Source organism: Enterobacter cloacae complex sp. 402C9, from assembly GCF_050030745.1.
In the GTDB taxonomy this organism is placed as follows: Bacteria; Pseudomonadota; Gammaproteobacteria; order Enterobacterales; family Enterobacteriaceae; genus Enterobacter; species Enterobacter intestinihominis.
This window is the reverse complement of record NZ_JBLGUW010000001.1, coordinates 3,435,285-3,458,933: the sequence shown is the minus strand read 5'-3', so window position 1 is coordinate 3,458,933 and position 23,649 is coordinate 3,435,285. Positions and strand designations below refer to the sequence as shown.

Sequence of the window (23,649 nt, the reverse complement as noted above, 5' to 3'; positions counted from 1 at the left end):
GCGGGATACTGGAAAAGGTATTAGGCATGCAGAAAGAAAAACTTTCCGCTTTAATGGATGGTGAAATGCTGGATAGTGAGCTGCTCGATGAGTTGTCTCATTCTCCCGAAATGCAACAGACCTGGGAGAACTATCATCTTATCCGCGACACTCTGCGGGGTGATACCAGCGATGTTCTCCATTTCGATATCTCAGCACGCGTTATGGCGGCCATTGAGAACGAACCTGTTCATCAGACCACGCCGCTTATTCCTGAAGCGCAGCCTGCACCTCACCAATGGCAGAAAATGCCGTTCTGGCACAAGGTGCGTCCATGGGCCAGCCAGCTCACCCAGATGGGAGTCGCTGCGTGTGTATCGCTTGCAGTTATCGTTGGGGTCCAGCACTATAATACCCAGTCTGAAGCCAGTCAGCAGCCTGAAGCGCCAGTGTTCAATACGCTGCCGATGATGGGTAAAGCCAGTCCGGTTAGCCTGGGCGTACCGGCAGATGCCTCCGCAAGCGGCGGACAGCAACAGCAGGTACAGGAGCAGCGTCGTCGCATTAATGCGATGTTGCAGGATTACGAGTTGCAGCGTCGTCTGCACTCCGAGCAGCTTCAGTTTGAGCAGGCCCAAACCCAGCAGGCTGCTGTGCAGGTGCCAGGAAACCAAACTTTAGGAACGCAATCGCAGTAATGAAGCAACTTTGGTTCGCCATGTCTTTGATGGCGGGTAGCCTGTTCTTCTCTGCTAACGCCTCGGCTGATGTTTCATCCGGGGCGTTGTTGCAGCAAATGAATCTGGCCAGCCAGTCACTCAATTATGAGTTGGCATTTATTAGCATCAATAAGCAGGGTGTCGAATCGTTACGCTATCGCCACGCCCGCCTTGATAATCAGCCGCTCGCCCAGCTTTTACAGATGGATGGCCCGCGTCGGGAAGTGGTCCAGCGTGGGAACGAAATCAGTTATTTCGAGCCAGGCCTTGAGCCGTTTACGCTCAATGGTGACTACATCGTTGATTCCCTGCCATCGCTCATTTACACCGATTTTAAACGTCTCGCCCCCTACTATGATTTTATCTCGGTGGGGCGAACGCGTATTGCCGACAGGTTGTGCGAAGTGATCCGCGTAGTCGCGCGGGATGGGACACGTTACAGCTATATCGTCTGGATTGACGCAGAGACGAAGCTGCCGATGCGCGTTGATCTTCTCGATCGCGACGGTGAAACGCTGGAGCAGTTCCGCGTGATCTCCTTCGACGTGAACGGTCAGGTTGGCAACAGTATGCAGAATCTGGCCAAAGCCAGCCTACCGCCTTTGCTTTCCGTACCTGCCGGCGATTCTGTCAATTTCAACTGGGTACCTTCCTGGATCCCGCAAGGATTCAGCGAAGTATCCAGCAGCCGTCGCCAGCTGCCGACTATCGAAACACCGGTTGAGTCGCGCCTCTATTCCGATGGGCTATTTAGCTTCTCGGTGAATATCAATCGCGCTACGGCGAACAGTTCCGAACAGATGCTCCGTACCGGTCGCCGGACGGTTAGCACGACGGTACGCGATAATGCGGAAATTACCATTGTTGGTGAATTACCGCCGCCAACAGCAAAACGTATTTCAGACAGCATCAAATTCAGGGCTGCGCAATGATTAAAGAGTGGGCGACGGTCGTATCCTGGCAGGATGGCGTAGCGCTTGTCAGCTGTGACGTTAAAGCATCATGCAGCAGCTGCGCTTCGCGAGCCGGTTGCGGCAGCCGCGTATTGAATAAGCTGGGGCCGCAAACGTCGCACACTATTGCTGTGTCGAGCGATCAGCCGCTGGTGGCAGGGCAAAAAGTGGAGCTCGGCATCGCTGAAGGCAGCCTGCTCACTTCCGCCATACTGGTTTACCTTTCTCCGCTCGCCGGACTTTTCGTGATGGGCGGGGTTTTCCAGATGCTGTTCGGCACAGATTTGGCCGCCATGTGCGGTGCCGCATTGGGCGGTGTGGGCGGGTTCTGGCTTGCTAAAGGCGTTTCCCCAAGGCTTACCGCCCGGGAAGCCTGGCAGCCCGTCATTCTCAGCGTTGCACTGGCACCCGACCAACTTCGTGTTGAGACGCTCTCTTCTGAGGCCCGGTGATCTGCCGGGCTTTATTATTATTTAAATCGCAATAAAGTAAACGCCGTCTCTTCGCGCTATACCTGACTCTAAGTGCATTTCCAGCAGACGAGGTTGTAGTGTAGAATGCTGCGTTTTCGCACTGAAAAACGTCAGGCTAAGAACAGCGGCCTCCAGGAATTCGTAAGGCATAATTATTTAACTATATGAAGAACATACGTAACTTTTCGATCATTGCTCACATTGACCACGGTAAGTCGACGCTGTCTGACCGTATTATCCAGATTTGCGGTGGCCTGTCTGATCGTGAAATGGCAGCCCAGGTTCTGGACTCCATGGACCTGGAACGCGAACGCGGTATTACCATTAAAGCCCAGAGCGTGACGCTCGACTATAAGGCTTCCGATGGTGAAACCTACCAGCTGAACTTTATCGACACCCCAGGGCACGTTGACTTCTCTTATGAAGTGTCACGCTCGCTGGCGGCCTGCGAAGGCGCGCTGCTGGTGGTGGATGCCGGGCAGGGCGTAGAGGCCCAGACGCTGGCAAACTGCTATACCGCCATGGAAATGGATCTCGAAGTGGTGCCGGTTCTGAATAAAATCGACCTGCCAGCCGCCGATCCTGAGCGCGTAGCGGAAGAAATTGAAGACATCGTCGGTATCGATGCGACCGATGCAGTGCGCTGCTCGGCAAAAACCGGCGTAGGTGTTCCGGATGTACTGGAACGTCTGGTGCGTGACATTCCGCCGCCGGAAGGTGACCCGGATGCGCCGCTACAGGCGCTGATCATCGACTCCTGGTTTGATAACTACCTGGGCGTTGTCTCGCTGGTGCGTATTAAAAACGGTACCATGCGTAAAGGCGACAAAATCAAGGTCATGAGCACCGGGCAGGTCTACAACGCTGACCGCCTTGGCATCTTCACGCCAAAACAGGTTGACCGTACCGAACTGAAATGCGGCGAAGTGGGTTGGCTGGTCTGTGCAATTAAAGACATCCTCGGCGCGCCAGTGGGCGATACCCTGACCGGCGCACGTAACCCGGCAGATAAAGCGCTGCCAGGCTTCAAAAAGGTGAAACCGCAGGTTTATGCGGGTCTGTTCCCGGTCAGCTCCGACGATTACGAAAACTTCCGCGATGCGCTCGGAAAGCTGAGCCTCAACGATGCTTCCCTGTTCTATGAGCCAGAAAGCTCAACGGCGCTGGGCTTCGGCTTCCGCTGTGGCTTCCTCGGTCTGCTGCACATGGAGATCATTCAGGAACGTCTGGAGCGTGAATACGATCTGGATCTGATCACCACCGCCCCGACGGTTGTCTACGAAGTAGAAACCACGTCGAAAGAGGTCATCTACGTCGACAGCCCTTCCAAGCTCCCGCCGCTGAATAATATTCAGGAACTGCGCGAGCCTATCGCAGAGTGTCACATGCTGCTGCCGCAGGAGTTCCTCGGCAACGTGATCACCCTGTGTATTGAGAAGCGTGGCGTGCAGACCAACATGGTGTACCACGGTAACCAGGTGGCGCTGACCTATGAAATTCCGATGGCGGAAGTGGTGCTCGACTTCTTCGACCGTCTGAAGTCTACCTCCCGTGGCTATGCGTCACTGGACTACAACTTCAAACGCTTCCAGGCCTCGAACATGGTTCGCGTGGACGTGCTGATCAACGGCGAGCGAGTTGATGCCCTGGCGCTAATCACCCACAACGATAACGCACCGTACCGTGGTCGTGAGCTGGTTGAGAAGATGAAAGAGCTGATCCCGCGTCAGCAGTTTGACATTGCGATTCAGGCGGCCATTGGTAACCACATCATTGCCCGTTCAACCGTGAAGCAGCTGCGTAAAAACGTTCTGGCTAAGTGCTACGGCGGCGACGTCAGCCGTAAGAAAAAGCTGTTGCAGAAGCAGAAAGAAGGTAAGAAGCGTATGAAGCAGGTCGGTAACGTTGAGCTGCCGCAGGAAGCATTCCTTGCCATCCTTCATGTTGGTAAAGACGGAAACGGTAAATAACCTTAAGGAGTTGGCATGGCGAACATGTTTGCCCTGATCCTGGTCATCGCTACCCTGGTAACAGGTCTGTTATGGTGCCTGGATAAGTTTATCTTCGCCCCAAAACGCCGTGAACGTCAGGCTGCCGCGCAGGCAGCCACGGGCGATACGCTGGACGCGAAAACCCTGAAAAAAGTCGGCCCAAAACCGGGCTGGCTGGAAACAGGGGCATCGGTCTTCCCGGTGCTGGCGATTGTGCTGGTGGTGCGTTCATTTATCTATGAACCGTTCCAGATCCCGTCAGGATCGATGATGCCAACGCTGCTGATCGGTGATTTCATTCTGGTTGAGAAGTTTGCCTATGGCATCAAAGATCCGATCTACCAGAAAACGCTGATCGAAACGGGTCATCCGAAACGTGGCGACATCGTGGTGTTTAAATATCCGGAAGATCCACGGCTGGATTATATTAAACGCGCGGTAGGTCTGCCGGGCGATAAAGTAACCTACGATCCGATAGCGAAGGAAGTGAGGATTCAGCCAGGCTGTAGCTCTGGAACTGCATGTGAAAATGCGCTGCCAGTCACTTACTCCAACGTTGAGCCAGGTGATTTTGTGCAGACCTTCGCCCGCCGTAATGGCGGTGAAGCGACCAGCGGATTCTTCCAGGTGCCAAAAGGTGAAACCAAAGAGAACGGTATTCGTCTGGTTGAACGCAAAGAGACGCTGGGCGATGTCACTCACCGCATTCTGACCGTGCCAATCGCACAGGACCAGCTAGCAATGTACTACCAGCAGCCAGGCCAGCAGCTGGCGACCTGGATTGTGCCGCCGGGACACTACTTCATGATGGGTGACAACCGCGATAACTCTGCGGACAGCCGTTACTGGGGCTTTGTGCCGGAAGCGAATCTGGTCGGTAAAGCAACCGCTATCTGGATGAGTTTCGAGAAGCAGGAAGGCGAGTGGCCGACCGGCGTTCGCCTGAATCGTATTGGCGGAATTCATTAATTTTCGTCAAAAATAACACGTAGCGGCTTTTATTCGCCGCTACGTGAATTATTTCAGCGATAAATCTCTTTGAACTAACGACATCCCCTGTCGTTGCGTATAGAATATTCCCCCGAAGTTTAAGGTTGGCCCTGCAAGGGTGCCACGGCACACGAAACCGCGTTGGTTTTCTCAGGTCGGTTTCGTGTGCTGCATTTTTGACGCATTCATTTATTGGTATCGCATGAACCCCATCGTAATTAATCGGCTTCAACGGAAGCTGGGCTACACTTTTCATCATCAGGAGTTGTTGCAACAGGCATTAACCCATCGCAGTGCCAGCAGCAAACATAATGAGCGTCTCGAGTTTTTAGGCGACTCTATTTTAAGTTTCGTGATTGCAAATGCGCTTTATCATCGTTTTCCGCGTGTGGACGAAGGTGATATGAGCCGCATGCGTGCCACGCTGGTGCGCGGCAACACCCTCGCTGAAATCGCACGCGAGTTTGAGCTGGGTGAGTGTCTGCGTCTGGGGCCGGGTGAGCTGAAAAGTGGTGGGTTCCGTCGTGAATCCATTCTTGCCGATACGGTCGAGGCTTTAATCGGTGGCGTGTTCCTGGACAGCGATATCCAGACCGTAGAAAAGCTGATCCTGAACTGGTATCAGACCCGTCTGGACGAAATCAGCCCGGGCGATAAACAAAAAGATCCGAAAACGCGTCTGCAAGAATATTTGCAGGGTCGTCACCTCCCGCTGCCATCCTATCTGGTGGTGCAGGTACGTGGCGAAGCGCACGATCAGGAATTTACCATCCATTGCCAGGTCAGTGGCCTGAGTGAACCGGTGGTCGGCACGGGTTCAAGCCGTCGTAAGGCTGAACAGGCTGCCGCCGAACAGGCGTTAAAAATGCTGGAGCTGGAATGAGCGAAGAAAAAACGTATTGCGGATTTATTGCCATCGTCGGACGTCCGAACGTTGGTAAATCCACCCTGTTGAATAATCTGCTTGGACAGAAGATTTCCATTACCTCGCGTAAGGCGCAGACCACGCGTCACCGCATCGTCGGTATCCATACTGAAGGCGCTTATCAGGCGATCTACGTCGATACCCCGGGCCTGCACATGGAAGAGAAGCGTGCCATCAACCGTCTGATGAACAAGGCGGCGAGCAGCTCCATTGGCGATGTAGAGCTGGTGATTTTCGTTGTGGAAGGCACCCGCTGGACGCCGGACGACGAAATGGTCCTGAACAAGCTGCGTGACGGCAAAACGCCGGTGATCCTCGCGGTCAATAAAGTGGACAACGTGCAGGAAAAAGCCGATCTGCTGCCGCATCTGCAATGGTTGGGCAGCCAGATGAACTTCCTGGACATCGTCCCGCTGTCTGCGGAAACGGGTCTGAACGTCGATACCATCGCGGGCATCGTGCGTAAACATCTGCCGGAAGCGACTCATCACTTCCCGGAAGACTACATCACCGATCGCTCTCAGCGTTTTATGGCGTCTGAAATCATCCGTGAGAAGCTGATGCGTTTCCTGGGCGCTGAACTGCCGTACTCTGTGACGGTGGAGATCGAGCGTTTCCAGAGCAACGAGCGCGGCGGCTACGATATTAACGGTCTGATCCTCGTTGAGCGTGAAGGTCAGAAGAAGATGGTGATCGGCAATAAAGGTGCCAAGATCAAAACTATCGGAATCGAAGCCCGTAAAGACATGATGGACATGTTTGAAGCACCGGTTCACCTGGAACTGTGGGTGAAAGTGAAATCTGGCTGGGCCGATGATGAGCGTGCGCTGCGCAGCCTCGGTTACGGCGAAGATCAGTAACCTAAGACGACGAGGATATGGATGGATGGCAGCGCGCCTTTGTCCTGCATAGTCGTCCCTGGAGCGAAACCAGCCTGATGCTGGACGTCTTCACGGAAGAGTCCGGTCGCGTGCGCCTTGTTGCCAAAGGCGCACGTTCCAGACGTTCTAATCTGAAAGGTGCCTTGCAGCCTTTCACCCCGCTGCTGGTCCGCTTTGGCGGGCGAGGGGAAGTCAAAACCCTGCGCAGTGCTGAAGCCGTCTCCCTGGCGCTTCCTCTTTCTGGTATCACGCTCTACAGCGGTTTGTATGTCAACGAACTCATTTCACGGGTTCTTGAACATGAGACCCGCTTCTCTGAACTTTTCTTTGATTACCTGCACTGTATTCAGGCACTTGCTGGCGCAACCGGCACCCCTGAGCCTGTGCTGCGTCGTTTCGAACTGGCGCTGCTCGGGCACCTTGGTTACGGCGTTGATTTTCTCCACTGTGCGGGAAGCGGAGACGAGGTAGAAGACACCATGACCTATCGCTATCGTGAGGAAAAGGGCTTTATTGCCAGTGTCGTCGTTGATAACAGCACTTTTACCGGGCGCCAGCTCAGAGCACTGTATGAACGCGAGTTCCCGGACGCCGACACCCTGCGTGCGGCAAAACGCTTTACCCGAATCGCGCTCAAGCCGTATCTTGGGGGCAAACCTTTAAAGAGCCGCGAATTATTCAGGCAGTTTATGCCGAAACGCTAATGTTTTACCCCTCACCCCAGCCCTCTCCCGGAGGGAGAGGGAGAAGGTAAATGACCAAAAATACCGAGGATTGTCATGGCTGAATTACTGTTAGGCGTCAATATCGATCACATCGCCACGTTACGTAATGCACGCGGTACCGCGTATCCCGATCCGGTTCAGGCGGCATTTATCGCTGAGCAGGCTGGCGCCGACGGCATTACCGTCCACCTGCGTGAAGATCGTCGCCACATCACTGACCGCGACGTGCGCATCCTGCGTCAGACGCTGGATACCCGCATGAACCTGGAGATGGCGGTGACAGAAGAGATGCTGGCGATTGCCTGCGAGACTAAACCGCATTTCTGCTGCCTGGTGCCGGAAAAGCGTCAGGAAGTGACCACCGAAGGCGGTCTCGATGTGGCCGGGCAGCTCGACAAAATGCGCGATGCCTGCAAACGCCTGGCGGATGCCGGTATCCTGGTATCTTTATTTATCGACGCCGATTTCACCCAGATTAAAGCCGCTGCCGACGTGGGTGCGCCGTATATTGAAATTCACACCGGCTGCTATGCCGATGCCGAAAACGACGCAGCGCAGGCGAAAGAGCTGGAGCGAATCGCCAAAGCGGCAACCTACGCCGCGAGCCTGGGACTGAAGGTGAACGCCGGACACGGCCTGACCTATCACAACGTAAAAGCCATTGCTGCCCTGCCGGAAATGCATGAGCTGAACATTGGCCACGCCATTATTGGTCGTGCGGTGATGAGCGGCCTGAAAGAGGCGGTGTCCGAGATGAAGCGCCTGATGCTGGAAGCGCGTCAGTAATGGCTATTCTGGGCTTAGGCACCGACATCGTCGAAATAGCCCGCATTGAAGCGGTGATCGCCCGCAGCGGCGATCGCCTCGCAAGACGCGTGCTGAGCGATAACGAATGGGCTATCTGGGAGGCGCATCAACAGCCGGTGCGCTTTCTGGCAAAGCGCTTCGCGGTAAAAGAGGCGGCGGCGAAAGCGTTCGGCACGGGCATTCGTAACGGCCTGGCGTTTAACCAGTTTGAAGTGTTTAACGATGAGCTGGGTAAGCCACGTCTGCGTTTATGGGGCGAGGCGCTTAAGCTGGCGGAAAAGCTGGGCGTGGCGCATATGCACGTAACGCTTGCAGATGAACGCCACTATGCCTGTGCGACGGTGATTATTGAGAGTTAAATTTTGTCCGCATGGTGCATCAGGACAAACTTATCCCACAACTGTTCTTCGTTCTCGACGTGCGCCGGATCTTTTAAGATCGTATTGGGAATTGGGCACACCTTCTGGCAGGTCGGCGTTTCATAGTGGCCGATGCATTCGGTGCAGCGGTCGCTGTTAATCTCATAAATGCTGTCGCCCATCGAAATCGCCTGGTTCGGGCATTCGGGTTCGCACATATCGCAGTTGATGCATTTTTTGGTGATTAACAGCGCCATCAGGAAATTCTCAGAAACATCACAAACAGGGCGGGCATTATACGCTCATTCGTTGTTCAAACCAGTTTTTTTACCAGCTCTTCGCTGTGCCGAATACGTTCTGGCGCACGCTCCAGATCCTGCTGAACCAGCGCCATAAACAGCAGGTCCGTCAGCATCATCTGCGCACTCGTCGACGAAATCGCCGCGCTGCGAGTGGCCTGTTCCTCGGCAATGGTATACAGGCAGCGGGTTGCCCGTTGCTGGAGCGCATTCGGGCTAAATCCGGTAATCGCCAGAATTTTTCCCCCTACGCGCAGGGCTTCGTCGGTGGCCATATTAATTTCACGTCGCTCGCCGGAATAGGAGATGGCCAGCAGTAAATCGTCAGGATCCATGGCCTGCACGGTCGCCAGCAGCGCGTGCATATCCTGTTCAACGATGGCGTTATAGCCGATTTTTGTCAGCTTCCAGCCAAAGTTACGCGCAACCAGTCCGGAGGCGCCGATCCCGGTCAACACAATACGCCGCGCGTCGCGAAGCATGGCTACGCTTTCCAGCAGCTTCTCTTCCGTGTTTACATCCAGCGTGGCATGCATTGCCGCCACGTTCTCCTTGATCAGCTTTTCGCCCACCAGACGCATCGGATCGTCGCCACGGATCTGGTTATGCACCGGCATTGACTGCGGATTCGGGTTGCTCACCAGTGCTTCACTGATCGCCAGCTTTAGCGCCGGAAAGCCCTTATAGCCTATTTTCTGGGCGAATTTCACCACGCTCGACTGGCTCACCCCGGCTTCGCCTGCCAGCTGCTGGGAGCTGAGGTGTCGCGCGCGATCGGGCTGAGAAAGTAAAAAATCCGCCAGCTTTTTATCACTCTGGGCAAACCCTGCGTAGCGCTGACGAATACGAATTAAACAGTTCATACGGTCTCCTGGCGAAAATGTGATTACCCGCGCAAATACGAATTTTGCTCGCCTGAATGAATTTTATATTCCATTATAGTGCGTTTATTATGAATTAAAAATTCCAGAGGTAAATAACATGAATCTTGGCTCTCTTGTTTCTGAAACGCGTAACCCGCAAACCATGGATCTTGATGCACTGTCCACGCTGGAGCTGGTAAACCGCTTTAATCAACAGGATACCCTCGTCGCGCTGGCAGTCAAAGAGACATTGCCTGAGGTAGCAAAAGCCGTAGACGCCGCTGCCGACGCTCTCAAAGCAGGAGGACGCATTATTTATATGGGAGCGGGAACCAGCGGGCGCCTCGGGGTGCTGGATGCCTCAGAATGTCCGCCGACTTTTGGCGTTCCGCACGGGCTGGTCGTTGGCCTGATTGCCGGTGGCCCCGGCGCGCTGCTGAAAGCGGTAGAAGGGGCAGAAGACAATAAACAGCTTGGGGAAGATGATCTCAGGGCGCTAAACCTGACCGCGCAGGATCTGGTGGTCGGGCTGGCGGCTTCTGGTCGTACGCCGTACGTCATTGGTGGACTGGAATATGCCAGACAGACCGGGTGCACCACAGTGGCCATCTCCTGTAACCCGGGCTCGCCGATTGCGCAGGTGGCCGCCATTGCCATCTCTCCGGTCGTCGGGCCGGAAGCGCTCACCGGCTCCACACGGCTGAAGTCGGGTACCGCGCAGAAGCTGGTGCTCAATATGATCTCCACCGGCGCGATGGTGAAATTTGGCAAGGTCTACCAAAACCTGATGGTGGATATGCAGGCCACTAACATCAAGCTGGTGGACAGAGCGTGTCGCATGGTGATGGAAGCGACAGGCGCCAGTCGTGAAGAGGCGGAAAAGGTGCTTCAGCAGACCGATCACGATGTAAAACCCGCCATTCTGATGATATTAACCGGGCTGGATGCAGCCGCGGCCAGAGCCAGACTCGAAGCCCATCACGGGTTTTTACGGGCGGCATTAGAACACCAATAAGAGGCGTGTATGGACAAAACAGCAGCGCTCGCCAGCGACATCCTGCTCGGGATCGGTGGGGAAAAAAATATTCAGCGTCTTGAGAACTGTATGACGCGTGTTCGCGTCGAGGTGCATAACGACGAACAGCTTGATTTGACGCGCCTTAAGCAGCTTCCCGGCGTGAGCGGGTACGTTAAGCAGGGGCAACAGCACCAGTTGATTGTCGGTCCGGGCAAAGCGGCGCAGGTGGTAGATGCCATGCGCGCCCTGATGACGGGCGGTGAAACGGCTCCCGCCTTTGACGATGCGGAACGCACCAAAGCGCAGGCGAAAGCCAAATACAAAGCCCCTATGAGCGATGCGCTGCGCCAACTGGCTAACGTCTTTATTCCGCTGATCCCGGCGTTTATCGCGTCGGGGCTGATCACCGGGATTATCAATATTCTTAAGCGTCCGGATATTGTCGGGGATTTTGCCACGCAGTATCCGAACCTGCTGGGTATTCTGGCGATTTTCGGCAGCGCGGTGTTTGCCATCATGAACATTCTGGTGGGGGTGAACACGGCCAAAGTGTTTGGCGGCTCGCTGGCGATGGGCGGCGTTATGGCGGGTATCCTCTCCAGCCCGCAGCTGGCGCAGATTACGCTGTTTGGCGAGGCGCTTCAGCCTGGCCGCGGCGGGGTGATTGCCGTGCTGCTGGTGGTCATTCTGATGTGCTGGATCGAGAAAAAGCTGCGCGCGGTGCTGCCAGGCTCGATTGAGCTGATCCTCAACCCGCTGCTGACCACATTGATTACCGGGAGCGTGGCGATTGTGGCGCTGCAACCGTTAGGCGGCGCAATCTCTGAAGCCATCGCCCACGGCGCGTCTCTGGCTATCGATCGCGGTGGGTTATTGGTGGGGGCTGTGCTGTCCGGAACCTTCCTGCCGTTAGTGCTGACCGGTTTGCATCAGGGGCTAGTGCCGATTCACGTCGAACTGGTACAGGCGCACGGCTATAACGCCCTGCTGCCGATCCTGTCGATGGCGGGCGTTGGGCAGGTCGGCGCGGCCATCGCGGTGCTGATGAAAACCCGCAACGCACGTCTGAAAAAGGTCATTAAAGGGGCGTTGCCGGTCGGGTTGCTCGGTATCGGCGAGCCGCTGATTTTCGGCGTTACGCTGCCGCTGGGCAAGCCGTTCCTGGCCGCCTGTCTCGGTGGCGCGGTGGGCGGGGCGTTGATTAGCTACTGGAAAGTGGCGACCGTTATCACCTTCGGGATTTCCGGTTTACCGCTGGCATTAACCATCGTGACCGGAAAAGTGATGCTCTATCTGTTAGGCTATCTGGTAGCGGTGATCGCCGGGTTCCTGTTTACCTGGCTATTAGGATTCAACGACCCAGAGGAGTAAGGTTTGGCAAATCACGAGCGTCGCGTTGTCTTTTTTGATCTGGATGGAACGCTGCATCAGCAGGATATGTTCGGCACCTTTATGCGCTATCTGCTGCGGCGCCAGCCCCTTAACGCGTTGCTGGTATTGCCCCTTTTACCCGTTATTGGCATCGCGCTACTGGTGAAAGGCCGTTCAGCGCGCTGGCCGATGAGCCTGCTGCTCTGGGGATGCACGTTTGGTCATAGCGAAGCGCGTCTTAAGCAGCTTGAACAGGATTTTGCCCACTGGTTTCGCGGGCACGTCGCCGCGTTTCCCGTGGTCCAGGCGCGCCTGACCAGCTATCTCGACGCCAACGATGCCGATATCTGGCTGATTACCGGCTCCCCGCAGACGCTGGTAGAGCAGGTCTATTATGATACGCCCTGGCTGCCGCGCGTAAACCTTATCGCCACGCAGATCGCGCGCGGCTACGGCGGCTGGGTGCTTACCCTGCGCTGCCTCGGACATGAAAAAGTGGTGCAGCTGGAGAAACGCATCGGTACGCCGCTGCGTCTGTACAGCGGCTACAGCGACAGCAAGCAGGACAACCCGCTTCTCTATTTTTGCCAGCACCGCTGGCGCGTCACGCCTCTGGGCGAACTTCAGCAACTCGAATAGTCTTATCTGTACCGGCTGTGTATAATGCCGCCCGCTTTTCGACTGGAGTATCAGCCCTTGTCCAACCCTGAACACAATCATGAATACTGGATGCGCCACGCGCTGGCGCTGGCTCAGCGCGCGTGGGAAGAGGGCGAAGTTCCCGTGGGCGCGGTGCTGGTCCATAACAATCAGGTAATTGGTGAAGGGTGGAACCGTCCGATTGGCCGTCACGATCCTACCGCGCATGCTGAAATTATGGCGCTGCGTCAGGGCGGACTGGTGCTGCAAAACTATCGTCTGCTTGATACCACCCTGTACGTCACCCTTGAACCGTGCGTGATGTGCTCCGGGGCGATGGTGCATAGCCGAATCGGTACGCTGGTGTTTGGCGCGCGGGATGAAAAAACGGGCGCTGCTGGTTCACTGATGGACGTGCTTGGGCATCCGGGGATGAACCACCAGGTGAAAACTATCGGTGGGGTACTTGCACCAGAATGTTCGGGTCTGTTAAGTGACTTTTTTCGAATGCGTCGGCTGCAGAAAAAGCAACAAAAGGCAGAATTGAAACCGCAGGGTGATTAAGCTCGTCCGGTGCGACCACCGGATAGCTTTCAGCCAGCTGTTGCGCCTCGGCCGCCTCTTTTTCTTTCTCCAGCAGATATCCCACCAGGCTTATCTGATACTTACGAATATTTTCCACGTAGGCATACGCTTCATGCCCGCGCGCATAGCCGTACGTCAGCTTCTGGTACCACTGTTTCTGGCTAAGCAGCGGCAGGCGCTGTTTTACATCTGACCAGCTGTCCGGGTTACCTTTGGTTTTTGCCGTCAGCGTCCGCGCGTCGAGCATATGGGCATAACCCATGTTATAGGCGGCCAGCGCAAACCAGATCCGCTCCCCTTCAGGGACCGTCTCCGGCACTTTCGCCATCATATCCTGTAAATATTGCGCGCCGCCGCTGATGCTCTGTTCCGCATCGGTTCGATCGCTAATGCCGAGGCTCTGCGCGGTATTTTTGGTCAGCATCATCAACCCGCGCACGCCCGTGGGGGAGGTGGCCTGAGCATCCCAGTGCGATTCCTGGTAGGAAATTGCCGCCAGTAACTTCCAGTCAATCTCCTGAGCGTACTTCTCGAACAGCGGTTGCAGGTCCGGCAGCACGCTATCCACCGCGCGCAGGAAGGAGCGGGTGTCAACGTAATCAAAATCGTCACCGTGACCGAGATATTTCTCTTCCAGACGCGCCAGGGTGCCGTCTTCATTGATGGAATTAAAGAAATCGAGCATAGCCGCAGAGACGGTTTGATCGTCGTCTAACTGGGTAAACCAGGTTACCGGCTGTTCATCGGTCACATCCAGCGCCACGGCGATTTCAGGATGAACGCGCTGGAAAAGGCTGATCGCCACCGAATCAGCAATGGTATAGGCCAGCTTTTTATCTTTTACCTGCTCCAGCAATTCGGTAGTGCCGAGTTTAGGATCGACCGTCCAGCTGAGGTTCGGGTATTTTTTCTCTTTCAACGCCCGCAGATCGTCAATCACCACATGGCCCGGCGCAATGGTCAATTGCTGGTCGGTAATGTCGGCCAGTGAGCGCGGGCGCAAGCTACCCACACGATAAACCACCTGCTGCGACACAGAGTAATAGGTCGGGCCCGGCTGATAATTTTTGCTGCGTTCGCTGTTGTACACCAGACCTGCGGCGAGAATATCGGCACGGTCATGGTCTAAATCATCAAACAGCTGGTTGATGTTCTGCCGCACGGTGACTTTCAGCTTCACGCCCAGATAGTCCGCAAACAGCTGTGCCAGTTCGTAATCAAGACCAATGGTTTTACCGTTGATATCGTCGTATATAAGCGGAGAGGAGAGGGTACTGACGCGCAACTCCCCCCACTCCTGAATGGCGGCGATACGGTTTTCGGCTTTGCCGAACCAGGGGATAGACGGCCAGAGGGCCACTGCCAGCAGCAACGTAACAATGCCGATGAGCAGATAATTAATCTTTAATTTTTTCAATTAGTTAATTCTCTGCGACGCCGGTTGCCTCAGTGTGCTGTAGTCATGTTAAGAGTAGAGTTTGCCATTGATTGAGCGGCATTTTGCGCAAAGTAGCGCCAGTTGGCAACCAATTAGAGAGACAGGTCACATCTATTGTTAAACAAAAAGGATGATTTTATTTCGACGCAAACGGTTTCGTCGGCGCTCAGGATTCTCTATAATGACGCCCGTTTTCCCCCCCTTGCGCACACTGTAAGCGCCCCGGCGCTTCGAAGACGAGAGACTTATGATGGAAATTCTGCGTGGTTCGCCTGCACTGTCTGCCTTCCGTATTAATAAACTGCTGGCACGTTTTCAGGCGGCCGACCTTCCGGTAAGCAATATTTACGCTGAGTATGTCCATTTTGCTGACCTGAATGCCCCCCTGAATGCAGAGGAGCGCGTACAGCTGGAACGTCTGCTTAAATATGGCCCAAGCCTGAGCAGCCATACGCCGACCGGCAAATTAATCCTCGCCACGCCACGTCCTGGCACCATCTCCCCCTGGTCTTCCAAAGCCACCGACATCGCTCACAACTGCGGCCTGAGCCAGATTAACCGTCTGGAGCGCGGCGTGGCGTACTATGTGGAAGCGTCAACCCTGAGCGACGCGCAGTGGCAGGCCGTGACAGCGGAGCTGCACGACCGCATGATGGAGAGCGTGTTTGACTCTCTGGATGATGCGCAGAAACTGTTCTCCCACCATCAGCCTGCGCCGGTACAGAGCGTGGATCTGCTGGGGCAGGGGCGTCAGGCGCTGATCGACGCAAACCTGCGTCTTGGTCTGGCGCTCGCAGAAGATGAAATCGACTACCTTCAGGATGCATTCGTTAAGCTGAATCGCAACCCGAACGACATCGAACTGTATATGTTCGCGCAGGCCAACTCCGAGCACTGCCGCCACAAAATTTTCAACGCCGACTGGATTATCGACGGCGAACAGCAGCCGAAGTCGCTGTTCAAAATGATCAAAAACACCATGGAGCAAACCCCTGACCACGTGCTGTCTGCCTATAAAGACAACGCCGCGGTGATGGAAGGTTCCGAGGTGGGCCGCTTCTTCGCCGACCGCGAAGCAGGGCGCTATGACTTCCACCAGGAGCCTGCGCATATCCTGATGAAAGTGGAAACCCACAACCACCCGACGGCCATCTCTCCGTGGCCAGGTGCGGCGACCGGCTCCGGCGGTGAAATCCGTGACGAAGGTGCGACCGGTCGCGGCGCGAAACCAAAAGCGGGTCTGGTTGGTTTCTCCGTTTCCAACCTGCGTATCCCGGGCTTTGAACAGCCGTGGGAAGAAGATTTCGGCAAGCCAGAGCGCATTGTGACCGCGCTGGATATCATGACCGAAGGCCCGCTGGGCGGCGCGGCGTTCAACAATGAATTTGGTCGTCCGGCGCTGAACGGTTACTTCCGTACCTACGAAGAGAAAGTGGACAGCCACAACGGCGAAGAGCTGCGCGGCTACCACAAACCCATCATGCTGGCGGGCGGGATCGGCAACATTCGCGCCGATCACGTGCAAAAAGGTGAGATCGTCGTGGGCGCGAAGCTGATCGTGCTCGGCGGCCCGGCAATGAACATTGGTCTGGGCGGTGGTGCAGCCTCGTCTATGGCTTCCGGCCAGTCTGATGCGGATCTCGACTTCGCGTCCGTGCAGCGCGACAACCCGGAAATGGAGCGCCGCTGTCAGGAAGTGATCGACCGCTGCTGGCAGCTCGGCGATGCCAACCCGATTCTGTTCATCCACGACGTGGGCGCGGGTGGACTCTCTAACGCCATGCCGGAACTGGTGAGCGACGGCGGTCGCGGCGGGCGCTTCAACCTGCGCGATATCCTGAGCGATGAGCCAGGCATGAGCCCGCTGGAAATCTGGTGTAACGAATCCCAGGAGCGCTACGTGCTGGCGGTTGCTGCCGATCAGCTGCCGCTGTTTGACGAGCTGTGCCGCCGCGAGCGCGCGCCGTATGCCGTCATCGGTGAAGCTACCGAAGAGCAGCACCTGACTCTCAGTGATACCCATTTCGACAACCAGCCGATCGATCTGCCGCTCGACGTGCTTCTCGGCAAAACGCCGAAGATGACCCGCGACGTTACAACCCGCAAAGCGGCGGGTAAAGCGCTGGATCGTCAGGGCATTATTGTGGCGGAAGCGGTTAACCGCGTGCTGCACCTGCCTGCGGTGGCGGAGAAAACCTTCCTGGTCACCATCGGCGACCGTACCGTGACCGGTATGGTGTCACGCGATCAGATGGTCGGCCCGTGGCAGATCCCGGTCGCTAACTGCGCCGTGACCACCGCGAGCCTCGACAGCTACTACGGCGAAGCGATGGCGCTGGGTGAACGCACCCCGGTGGCTCTGCTGGACTTCGCCGCTTCTGCCCGTCTGGCGGTCGGTGAAGCGCTGACCAATATCGCCGCGACGCAGATTGGCGACATCAAACGCATCAAACTTTCCGCGAACTGGATGGCCGCTGCCGGTCACCCTGGCGAAGACGCGGGCCTGTACGAAGCGGTAAAAGCGGTGGGTGAAGAGCTGTGTCCTGCGCTCGGCCTGACCATTCCGGTGGGTAAAGACTCCATGTCGATGAAAACCCGCTGGCAGGAAGGCAGCGAGCAGCGCGAGATGACTTCGCCTCTGTCGCTGGTGATCACCGCGTTTGCGCGCGTGGAAGACGTGCGTCATACCGTTACGCCGCAGCTTTCCACTGAAGATAACGCCCTGCTGCTGATTGACCTCGGCAAAGGCCATAACGCGCTGGGTGCCACCGCGCTGGCACAGGTTTATCGCCAGCTCGGCGAAAAGCCAGCCGACGTGCGGGACGTCGCACAGTTGAAAGGCTTCTACGACGCAATTCAGGCGCTGGTGGCGCAGCGTAAGCTGCTTGCCTACCACGATCGTTCCGATGGCGGCCTGCTGGTGACGCTGGCAGAGATGGCCTTCACCGGCCACTGCGGCGTTGAAGCAAACATTGCAACGCTTGGCGAAGACCGCCTGGCGGCGCTGTTTAACGAAGAGCTTGGCGCGGTCATTCAGGTACGCGCCGCAGATCGCGACGCGGTGGAAGCGATTCTGGCGCAGCACGGTCTGGCAGACTGCGTGCACTATCTCGGTAAAGCGGTGCAGGGCGACCGTTTCGTGATTGAAGCCGACGGCCACCCGGTGTTCAGCGAAAGCCGCACCACGTTGCGTATGTGGTGGGCGGAAACCACCTGGCAGATGCAGCGCCTGCGTGACAACCCGGAATGTGCCGATCAGGAGCATAACGCGAAGGCGAACGACAACGATCCTGGCCTGAACGTGAAGCTCACCTTCGACATCAACGAAGACATTGCCGCGCCGTACATTGCGACCGGTGCGCGTCCGAAAGTGGCCGTGCTGCGCGAACAGGGCGTTAACTCCCACGTTGAGATGGCAGCGGCCTTCCACCGGGCGGGCTTTGACGCCATCGACGTCCACATGAGCGACCTGCTGGCAGGGCGTACCGGGCTGGATGATTTCCAGGCACTGGTAGCCTGCGGGGGGTTCTCCTACGGTGACGTGCTGGGCGCGGGCGAAGGCTGGGCGAAGTCCATCCTGTTCAACAGCCGCGTACGTGACGAGTTTGAAACCTTCTTCCACCGTCCGCAGACGCTGGCGCTGGGGGTGTGTAACGGCTGCCAGATGATGTCTAACCTGCGCGAGCTGATCCCGGGCAGCGAAGCCTGGCCGCGCTTTGTGCGTAACCAGTCTGACCGCTTTGAAGCGCGCTTCAGCCTGGTAGAAGTAACCCAAAGCCCGTCCCTGCTGTTGCAGGGGATGGTCGGTTCGCAGATGCCAATCGCGGTTTCGCACGGTGAAGGTCAGGTTGAAGTCCGTGATGCGGCGCACCTGGCTCAGCTTGAAAGCAAAGGACTGGTGGCGCTGCGCTTTGTTGATAACTTTGGCAAGGTCACCGAAACCTATCCGGCTAACCCGAACGGTTCGGCAAATGGCATTACCGCGGTCACCAGCGAAAGCGGTCGGGTGACGATTATGATGCCGCACCCGGAGCGTGTCTTCCGTACCGTGAGCAACTCCTGGCATCCGGAAAACTGGGGCGAGGACAGCCCGTGGATGCGCATTTTCCGCAACGCACGTAAACAACTAGGTTAAGTTTCTACGCCCTGACTGTAGGCCCGGTAAGCGCGAGCGCCACCGGGCTTTTTTGTCTCTGTCGCAAAATCGCGACAACTCTCTGGTCTGAGTGTCTCCAAAAGGAGACATTTAACCTGTTGATTTATATGCGGCAGGACAGGTTCCCGTTAAGGTGTTGCTTAATAGCGACACTTAGCCTGGAAATCATTCACGTAACAATCAATACGTTTTGATAATAAAAATATTACTAATCATAAGGATAGCATTAATTTTTGTAATCTGGCACGCGTGTTGCATAATAGTAACCAGTGGCTCATTCACCTTCTTATGTCAGCCCCTTCGGGACGTGCTACATAAACTTCGAATGACGCACAAAAAGGTGCCTGCCGTCCAACTACTGATTATTGCAATGCTTTATCAGGCCAGGGCGAAACGTCGAGTTAGGCACCGCCTTATTCCATGACAAAGCCGGGTTTTTACCCGGCTTTGTTGTATCTGAAGGGCAGACTCAGTTACGCTCTCCTCAAACCCGGATGAAGAGAGTAATGTGTTGAAACGCTGGCCCGCTTTCCCTCGCTCCCTGCGACAGCTCGTTATGATGGCCTTCCTGCTGATCCTGCTACCTTTGCTGGTTCTGGCCTGGCAGGCCTGGCAAAGCCTGAACGCGTTAAGTGCACAGGCGGCCCTGACTAACCGCACCACGCTTATTGATGCTCGCCGTAGCGAGGCGATGACCAACGCCGCGCTTGAGATGGAGCGTAGCTATCGCCAGTACTGCGTGCTGGACGATCGCACGCTGGAGAGGGTCTATCAGAACCAGCGTAAACGCTACAGCGAAATGCTGGACGCCCACGCCGGGGTGCTGCCAGATGACAAACTCTATCAGGCGCTGCGTCAGGATCTGAACGATCTGGCGCAGCTCCAGTGCAAAAACAGCGGTCCTGATGCCGCCGCCGCCGCCCGACTTGAAGCCTTCGCGAACGCCAATACGGAGATGGTTCAGTCCACCCGTACGGTTATCTTTTCCCGTGGTCAGCAGCTCCAGCAGGAGATTGCCGAGCGCGGCCAGTTCTTCGGCTGGCAGGCGCTGGTGCTGTTCCTCGTCAGCCTGGGGCTGGTGCTGCTCTTTACCCGCATGATCATCGGCCCCGTGAAGGGGATCCAGCGGATGATTAACCGCCTGGGGGAGGGTAAATCTCTCGGGGATACGGTCGTTTTTAAAGGCCCGCGCGAGCTGCGCTCGGTCGGTCAACGCATCATCTGGCTTTCAGAGCGCCTGGCGTGGCTGGAATCGCAGCGCCACCAGTTCCTGCGCCATATCTCACACGAACTCAAAACGCCGCTGGCCAGCATGCGTGAAGGTACGGAACTGCTGGCCGACGAAGTGGCGGGGCCGTTAACCCCTGAGCAAAAAGAGATCGTGGCGATTCTGGATGCCAGCAGCCGCAATTTACAAAAGCTTATTGAACAACTGCTGGATTATAACCGCAAGCTGGCGGATGGTGCAGTGGTGCTTGAAAGCGTTGAGATTGAACCGCTGGTGGACATGGTGATCTCCGCCCATAGCCTGCCAGCAAGAGCTAAAATGATGCATACCCAGGTGGAACTCAACGCGCCAGCCTGTCTTGCAGAACCGATGCTGTTAATGAGCGTACTGGATAATCTTTATTCCAATGCGGTGCACTATGGTACTGAATCCGGTACCATTTATATCAGAAGCAATAACAACGGTTCGCGGGTATTTATTGACGTAGCGAATACCGGAAGCCCGATTCCGGATGATGAAAAAACGATGATCTTTGAACCCTTCTTCCAGGGGAGTCATCAGCGAAAAGGTGCGGTAAAAGGAAGTGGTCTGGGGCTGAGTATTGCCCGCGACTGCATACGACGCATGCAGGGTGAGCTTAACATCGTGAGTGATGAACGCGCCGATGTCTGTTTTCGTATCGAACTGCCTCTTGAGCCGGAAAAATCAATGAAATGAATAACAACCTGGTGAGTATGTCACACGTCTTTTACCGCGCACTGCGCGCGGTGTTTTCCAGCAAAAATGTGCGCCTCAGCCTGCCCTGCTTACTGCTGGCAGGCTGTGTAACCCATGCACCGAAAAGTGCAATTAGCCACAAACAGGAAGATAAATGGCCGCAAAAACAGCTGGCTGATTTCCTTTCGACACGTTGCGATGATATCTGGAGCCTGTCGGGGCGTGATGTTGAATCCAATCCGCTGTTCTGGCTGCGCGGAATAGACTGCGCCCAGCGGCTGGCGCCCGCTGAGGCCCGTGCCCAGGCGGCGATGCTGGTGGACGATACCTGGCAGGACGCGTTTAAACGCGGGATCGTGATGGCGGATGCCAGAATCACGCCTGTCGAACGCCGCGCCAACGTGACGCGGCTGGATACTTACGTGATCAATATTCCCCCGCAGGTGCGCCCGGTCTATCAGCTCTGGCGGGACGGACAAACCCTGCAATTACAGCTGTCTGAAGAGCGTTTCCGCTACAGCAAATTGCAGCAGTCAAGCGACAGCGAGCTTGATGCGCTTCGCCAGCAGCAGGAGTCGCTGCGCGAGCAGCTGGAAACCACCACCCGCAAGCTCGAAAATCTGACCGATATCGAAAGACAGCTCTCGACGCGTAAGCCGGCAGGCAGCTATCTGCCCGATGGGTCGAAAGGCAACTCTGCCACGACGCCAGACAGTGAGATGCCGAAACAAGAGGATGTGAAGCCATGACAAGCCGTAAACCTGCCCATCTGTTACTGGTGGATGACGATCCCGGGCTGTTAAAGCTGCTGGGGATGCGTCTGGTCAGCGAAGGCTACAGCGTGGTCACCGCTGAAAGCGGGCAGGAGGGGCTGAAAGTGCTCAGCCGTGAGAAAATCGATCTGGTGATCAGCGATTTGCGCATGGATGAAATGGATGGCCTGCAACTGTTCACGGAGATCCAGAAGCAGCAGCCCGGGATGCCGGTGATTATCCTCACCGCTCACGGATCTATTCCTGATGCGGTGGCCGCGACGCAGCAGGGGGTATTCAGCTTCCTCACCAAACCGGTGGATAAAGACGCCCTCTATAAAGCGATCGACAGCGCCCTTGAGCACGCGGCGCCATCCGGCGACGACGCCTGGCGTGAATCCATCGTGACGCGTAGCCCTGTAATGCTGCGCCTGCTGGAACAGGCGCGGATGGTGGCGCAATCCGACGTTAGCGTGCTGATCAACGGCCAGAGCGGGACCGGGAAAGAGATCCTCGCCCAGGCGATCCACAACGCCAGCCCGCGCAGTAAAAATGCTTTTATTGCCATTAACTGTGGCGCGTTGCCGGAACAGCTGCTCGAATCAGAGCTCTTCGGCCATGCCCGCGGCGCCTTTACCGGCGCGGTGAGCAGCCGTGAAGGGCTGTTCCAGGCGGCTGAGGGCGGCACGCTGTTTCTTGATGAAATTGGCGATATGCCCGCGCCGCTGCAGGTCAAATTGCTGCGCGTGTTGCAGGAGCGGAAAGTACGTCCGCTCGGCAGCAACCGCGATATCGATATCAACGTGCGTATTATTTCCGCCACCCACCGTGATTTACCCAAGGTGATGGCGCGCAACGAGTTCCGCGAAGATCTCTACTATCGACTGAATGTCGTCAACCTGAAAATCCCGGCGCTGGCCGAGCGTGCGGAAGATATCCCGCTGCTGGCAAATCACCTTTTGCGCCAGGCCGCTGACCGCCACAAACCGTTTGTGCGCGCGTTCTCCACCGATGCGATGAAACGCCTGATGACCGCAAGCTGGCCGGGTAACGTACGCCAGCTGGTGAACGTGATTGAGCAGTGCGTGGCGCTGACGTCATCGCCGGTGATCAGCGATGCGCTGGTGGAGCAGGCGCTCGAGGGGGAAAACACGGCCTTACCGACGTTTGCGGAAGCGCGAAATCAGTTCGAGCTGAACTATCTGCGCAAGCTGCTGCAAATCACCAAAGGCAACGTGACCCACGCGGCGCGCATGGCCGGGCGTAACCGTACCGAGTTCTATAAATTGCTCTCACGCCACGAGCTGGAAGCGAACGATTTTAAAGAGTAATACCGCAAAATTCGCCTGAATATGATACTGTGAGCAACCGATTACGAGGCTGCTTACTGGCAAGAGTTTAAGGACCCACCATGAAAAAAATTGATGCGATTATTAAACCTTTCAAACTGGATGATGTACGTGAAGCGCTGGCAGAAGTAGGCATCACCGGGATGACCGTAACTGAAGTGAAAGGTTTTGGTCGTCAGAAGGGCCACACCGAGCTATACCGTGGCGCAGAGTACATGGTGGACTTTCTGCCGAAAGTGAAAATCGAGATCGTGGTGAGCGATGATATCGTCGATACCTGTGTGGATACCATCATCCGCACGGCGCAGACCGGTAAAATTGGCGACGGGAAAATCTTCGTCTTTGACGTGGCGCGCGTGATCCGTATCCGTACCGGCGAAGAAGACGACGCGGCGATTTAACATTCTTGCCGGGTGGCGCTGCGCTTACCCG

General features: G+C 56.2%; 22 protein-coding genes. 19 read left to right on the top strand and 3 right to left on the bottom strand.

The window, feature by feature from the left end; genetic code table 11:
* The first annotated feature begins 26 nt into the window (after positions 1-26).
* The 10 genes from rseA (at position 27) to acpS (ending at position 8,802) form a co-directional block, all read left to right on the top strand.
* The gene (rseA, locus tag ACQG1K_RS16460) at positions 27-677 is read left to right on the top strand and encodes an anti-sigma-E factor RseA (RefSeq protein WP_022649044.1); all 651 of its coding nucleotides are present in this window, start codon (positions 27-29) and stop codon (positions 675-677) included.
* Positions 677-1,630 (top strand): sigma-E factor regulatory protein RseB, encoded by a 954-nt coding sequence (gene rseB, locus ACQG1K_RS16455; RefSeq protein WP_022649043.1) that lies wholly within the window; start codon positions 677-679, stop codon positions 1,628-1,630. The genes rseA and rseB overlap by 1 nt, the downstream gene beginning before the upstream one ends.
* Complete coding sequence (gene rseC / locus ACQG1K_RS16450; protein ID WP_022649042.1) at positions 1,627-2,103, top strand: SoxR-reducing system protein RseC; 477 nt, start codon at positions 1,627-1,629, stop codon at positions 2,101-2,103. The genes rseB and rseC overlap by 4 nt, the downstream gene beginning before the upstream one ends.
* 185 nt (positions 2,104-2,288) lie before the next feature.
* Positions 2,289-4,094, top strand: coding sequence for a translation elongation factor 4 (lepA, locus tag ACQG1K_RS16445; protein WP_022649041.1), 1,806 nt, complete (start codon positions 2,289-2,291; stop codon positions 4,092-4,094).
* Between the two features lie 15 nt (positions 4,095-4,109).
* The gene (lepB, locus tag ACQG1K_RS16440; RefSeq protein WP_022649040.1) at positions 4,110-5,084 is read left to right on the top strand and encodes a signal peptidase I; all 975 of its coding nucleotides are present in this window, start codon (positions 4,110-4,112) and stop codon (positions 5,082-5,084) included.
* A gap of 223 nt (positions 5,085-5,307) precedes the next feature.
* On the top strand, positions 5,308-5,988 hold the full coding sequence (gene rnc / locus ACQG1K_RS16435) for a ribonuclease III (RefSeq protein ID WP_003860711.1): 681 nt from the start codon (positions 5,308-5,310) through the stop codon (positions 5,986-5,988).
* A complete protein-coding gene (era, locus tag ACQG1K_RS16430; protein WP_022649038.1) occupies positions 5,985-6,890 on the top strand; it encodes a GTPase Era in 906 nt (301 codons plus the stop codon). The genes rnc and era overlap by 4 nt, the downstream gene beginning before the upstream one ends.
* A gap of 17 nt (positions 6,891-6,907) precedes the next feature.
* Complete coding sequence (gene recO, locus ACQG1K_RS16425; RefSeq protein ID WP_015572142.1) at positions 6,908-7,615, top strand: DNA repair protein RecO; 708 nt, start codon at positions 6,908-6,910, stop codon at positions 7,613-7,615.
* Between the two features lie 75 nt (positions 7,616-7,690).
* Positions 7,691-8,422 (top strand): pyridoxine 5'-phosphate synthase, encoded by a 732-nt coding sequence (pdxJ, locus tag ACQG1K_RS16420; RefSeq protein ID WP_015572143.1) that lies wholly within the window; start codon positions 7,691-7,693, stop codon positions 8,420-8,422.
* Positions 8,422-8,802 carry a holo-ACP synthase gene (acpS, locus tag ACQG1K_RS16415; RefSeq protein WP_015572144.1) on the top strand — a complete coding sequence of 127 codons (381 nt, stop codon included), beginning with the start codon at positions 8,422-8,424 and terminating at the stop codon, positions 8,800-8,802. Before pdxJ ends, acpS begins: the two co-directional genes overlap by 1 nt.
* On the opposite strand, the gene ACQG1K_RS16410 is transcribed toward acpS, so the two are convergent.
* Positions 8,799-9,059, bottom strand: a complete 261-nt coding sequence (locus tag ACQG1K_RS16410; protein ID WP_023300734.1) for a YfhL family 4Fe-4S dicluster ferredoxin — start codon at positions 9,057-9,059, stop codon at positions 8,799-8,801. The two genes, acpS and ACQG1K_RS16410, sit on opposite strands and share 4 nt — an antisense overlap.
* Positions 9,060-9,115: 56 nt before the next feature.
* Positions 9,116-9,964 (bottom strand): MurR/RpiR family transcriptional regulator, encoded by an 849-nt coding sequence (locus ACQG1K_RS16405; protein WP_023300733.1) that lies wholly within the window; start codon positions 9,962-9,964, stop codon positions 9,116-9,118.
* Positions 9,965-10,082: 118 nt separating this feature from the next.
* Here ACQG1K_RS16405 and murQ point away from each other — a divergent pair, with 118 nt between their 5' ends.
* From murQ to tadA, 4 genes are read left to right on the top strand one after another with little or no spacing between them, the layout of a single operon-like run.
* On the top strand, positions 10,083-10,979 hold the full coding sequence (gene murQ / locus ACQG1K_RS16400; protein ID WP_023306721.1) for an N-acetylmuramic acid 6-phosphate etherase: 897 nt from the start codon (positions 10,083-10,085) through the stop codon (positions 10,977-10,979).
* A gap of 9 nt (positions 10,980-10,988) precedes the next feature.
* Complete coding sequence (locus tag ACQG1K_RS16395) at positions 10,989-12,353, top strand: PTS transporter subunit EIIC (RefSeq protein ID WP_023306720.1); 1,365 nt, start codon at positions 10,989-10,991, stop codon at positions 12,351-12,353.
* Positions 12,354-12,356: 3 nt separating this feature from the next.
* Positions 12,357-12,992: a phosphatidylglycerophosphatase C gene (yfhb, locus tag ACQG1K_RS16390; protein WP_022649033.1), complete on the top strand. Its 636-nt coding sequence runs from the start codon at positions 12,357-12,359 to the stop codon at positions 12,990-12,992.
* A gap of 24 nt (positions 12,993-13,016) precedes the next feature.
* A complete protein-coding gene (gene tadA / locus ACQG1K_RS16385) occupies positions 13,017-13,556 on the top strand; it encodes a tRNA adenosine(34) deaminase TadA (protein ID WP_023300729.1) in 540 nt (179 codons plus the stop codon).
* Here tadA and mltF read toward each other — a convergent pair.
* Positions 13,444-14,994, bottom strand: a complete 1,551-nt coding sequence (mltF, locus tag ACQG1K_RS16380) for a membrane-bound lytic murein transglycosylase MltF (protein ID WP_367076478.1) — start codon at positions 14,992-14,994, stop codon at positions 13,444-13,446. The genes tadA and mltF overlap by 113 nt on opposite strands.
* 268 nt (positions 14,995-15,262) lie before the next feature.
* Here mltF and purL point away from each other — a divergent pair, with 268 nt between their 5' ends.
* The 5 genes from purL (at position 15,263) to glnB (ending at position 23,618) form a co-directional block, all read left to right on the top strand.
* Positions 15,263-19,150 (top strand): phosphoribosylformylglycinamidine synthase, encoded by a 3,888-nt coding sequence (purL, locus tag ACQG1K_RS16375; RefSeq protein WP_048966847.1) that lies wholly within the window; start codon positions 15,263-15,265, stop codon positions 19,148-19,150.
* 532 nt (positions 19,151-19,682) lie between these two features.
* Positions 19,683-21,116, top strand: a complete 1,434-nt coding sequence (gene qseE / locus ACQG1K_RS16370) for a two component system sensor histidine kinase QseE/GlrK (protein WP_032622390.1) — start codon at positions 19,683-19,685, stop codon at positions 21,114-21,116.
* Positions 21,113-21,865: a two-component system QseEF-associated lipoprotein QseG gene (gene qseG / locus ACQG1K_RS16365; protein WP_023300725.1), complete on the top strand. Its 753-nt coding sequence runs from the start codon at positions 21,113-21,115 to the stop codon at positions 21,863-21,865. The genes qseE and qseG overlap by 4 nt, the downstream gene beginning before the upstream one ends.
* The gene (gene glrR / locus ACQG1K_RS16360; RefSeq protein ID WP_015572150.1) at positions 21,862-23,199 is read left to right on the top strand and encodes a two-component system response regulator GlrR; all 1,338 of its coding nucleotides are present in this window, start codon (positions 21,862-21,864) and stop codon (positions 23,197-23,199) included. Before qseG ends, glrR begins: the two co-directional genes overlap by 4 nt.
* An 80-nt stretch (positions 23,200-23,279) precedes the next feature.
* Complete coding sequence (gene glnB / locus ACQG1K_RS16355; protein WP_003860685.1) at positions 23,280-23,618, top strand: nitrogen regulatory protein P-II; 339 nt, start codon at positions 23,280-23,282, stop codon at positions 23,616-23,618.
* The last annotated feature ends 31 nt before the right edge of the window (positions 23,619-23,649 follow it).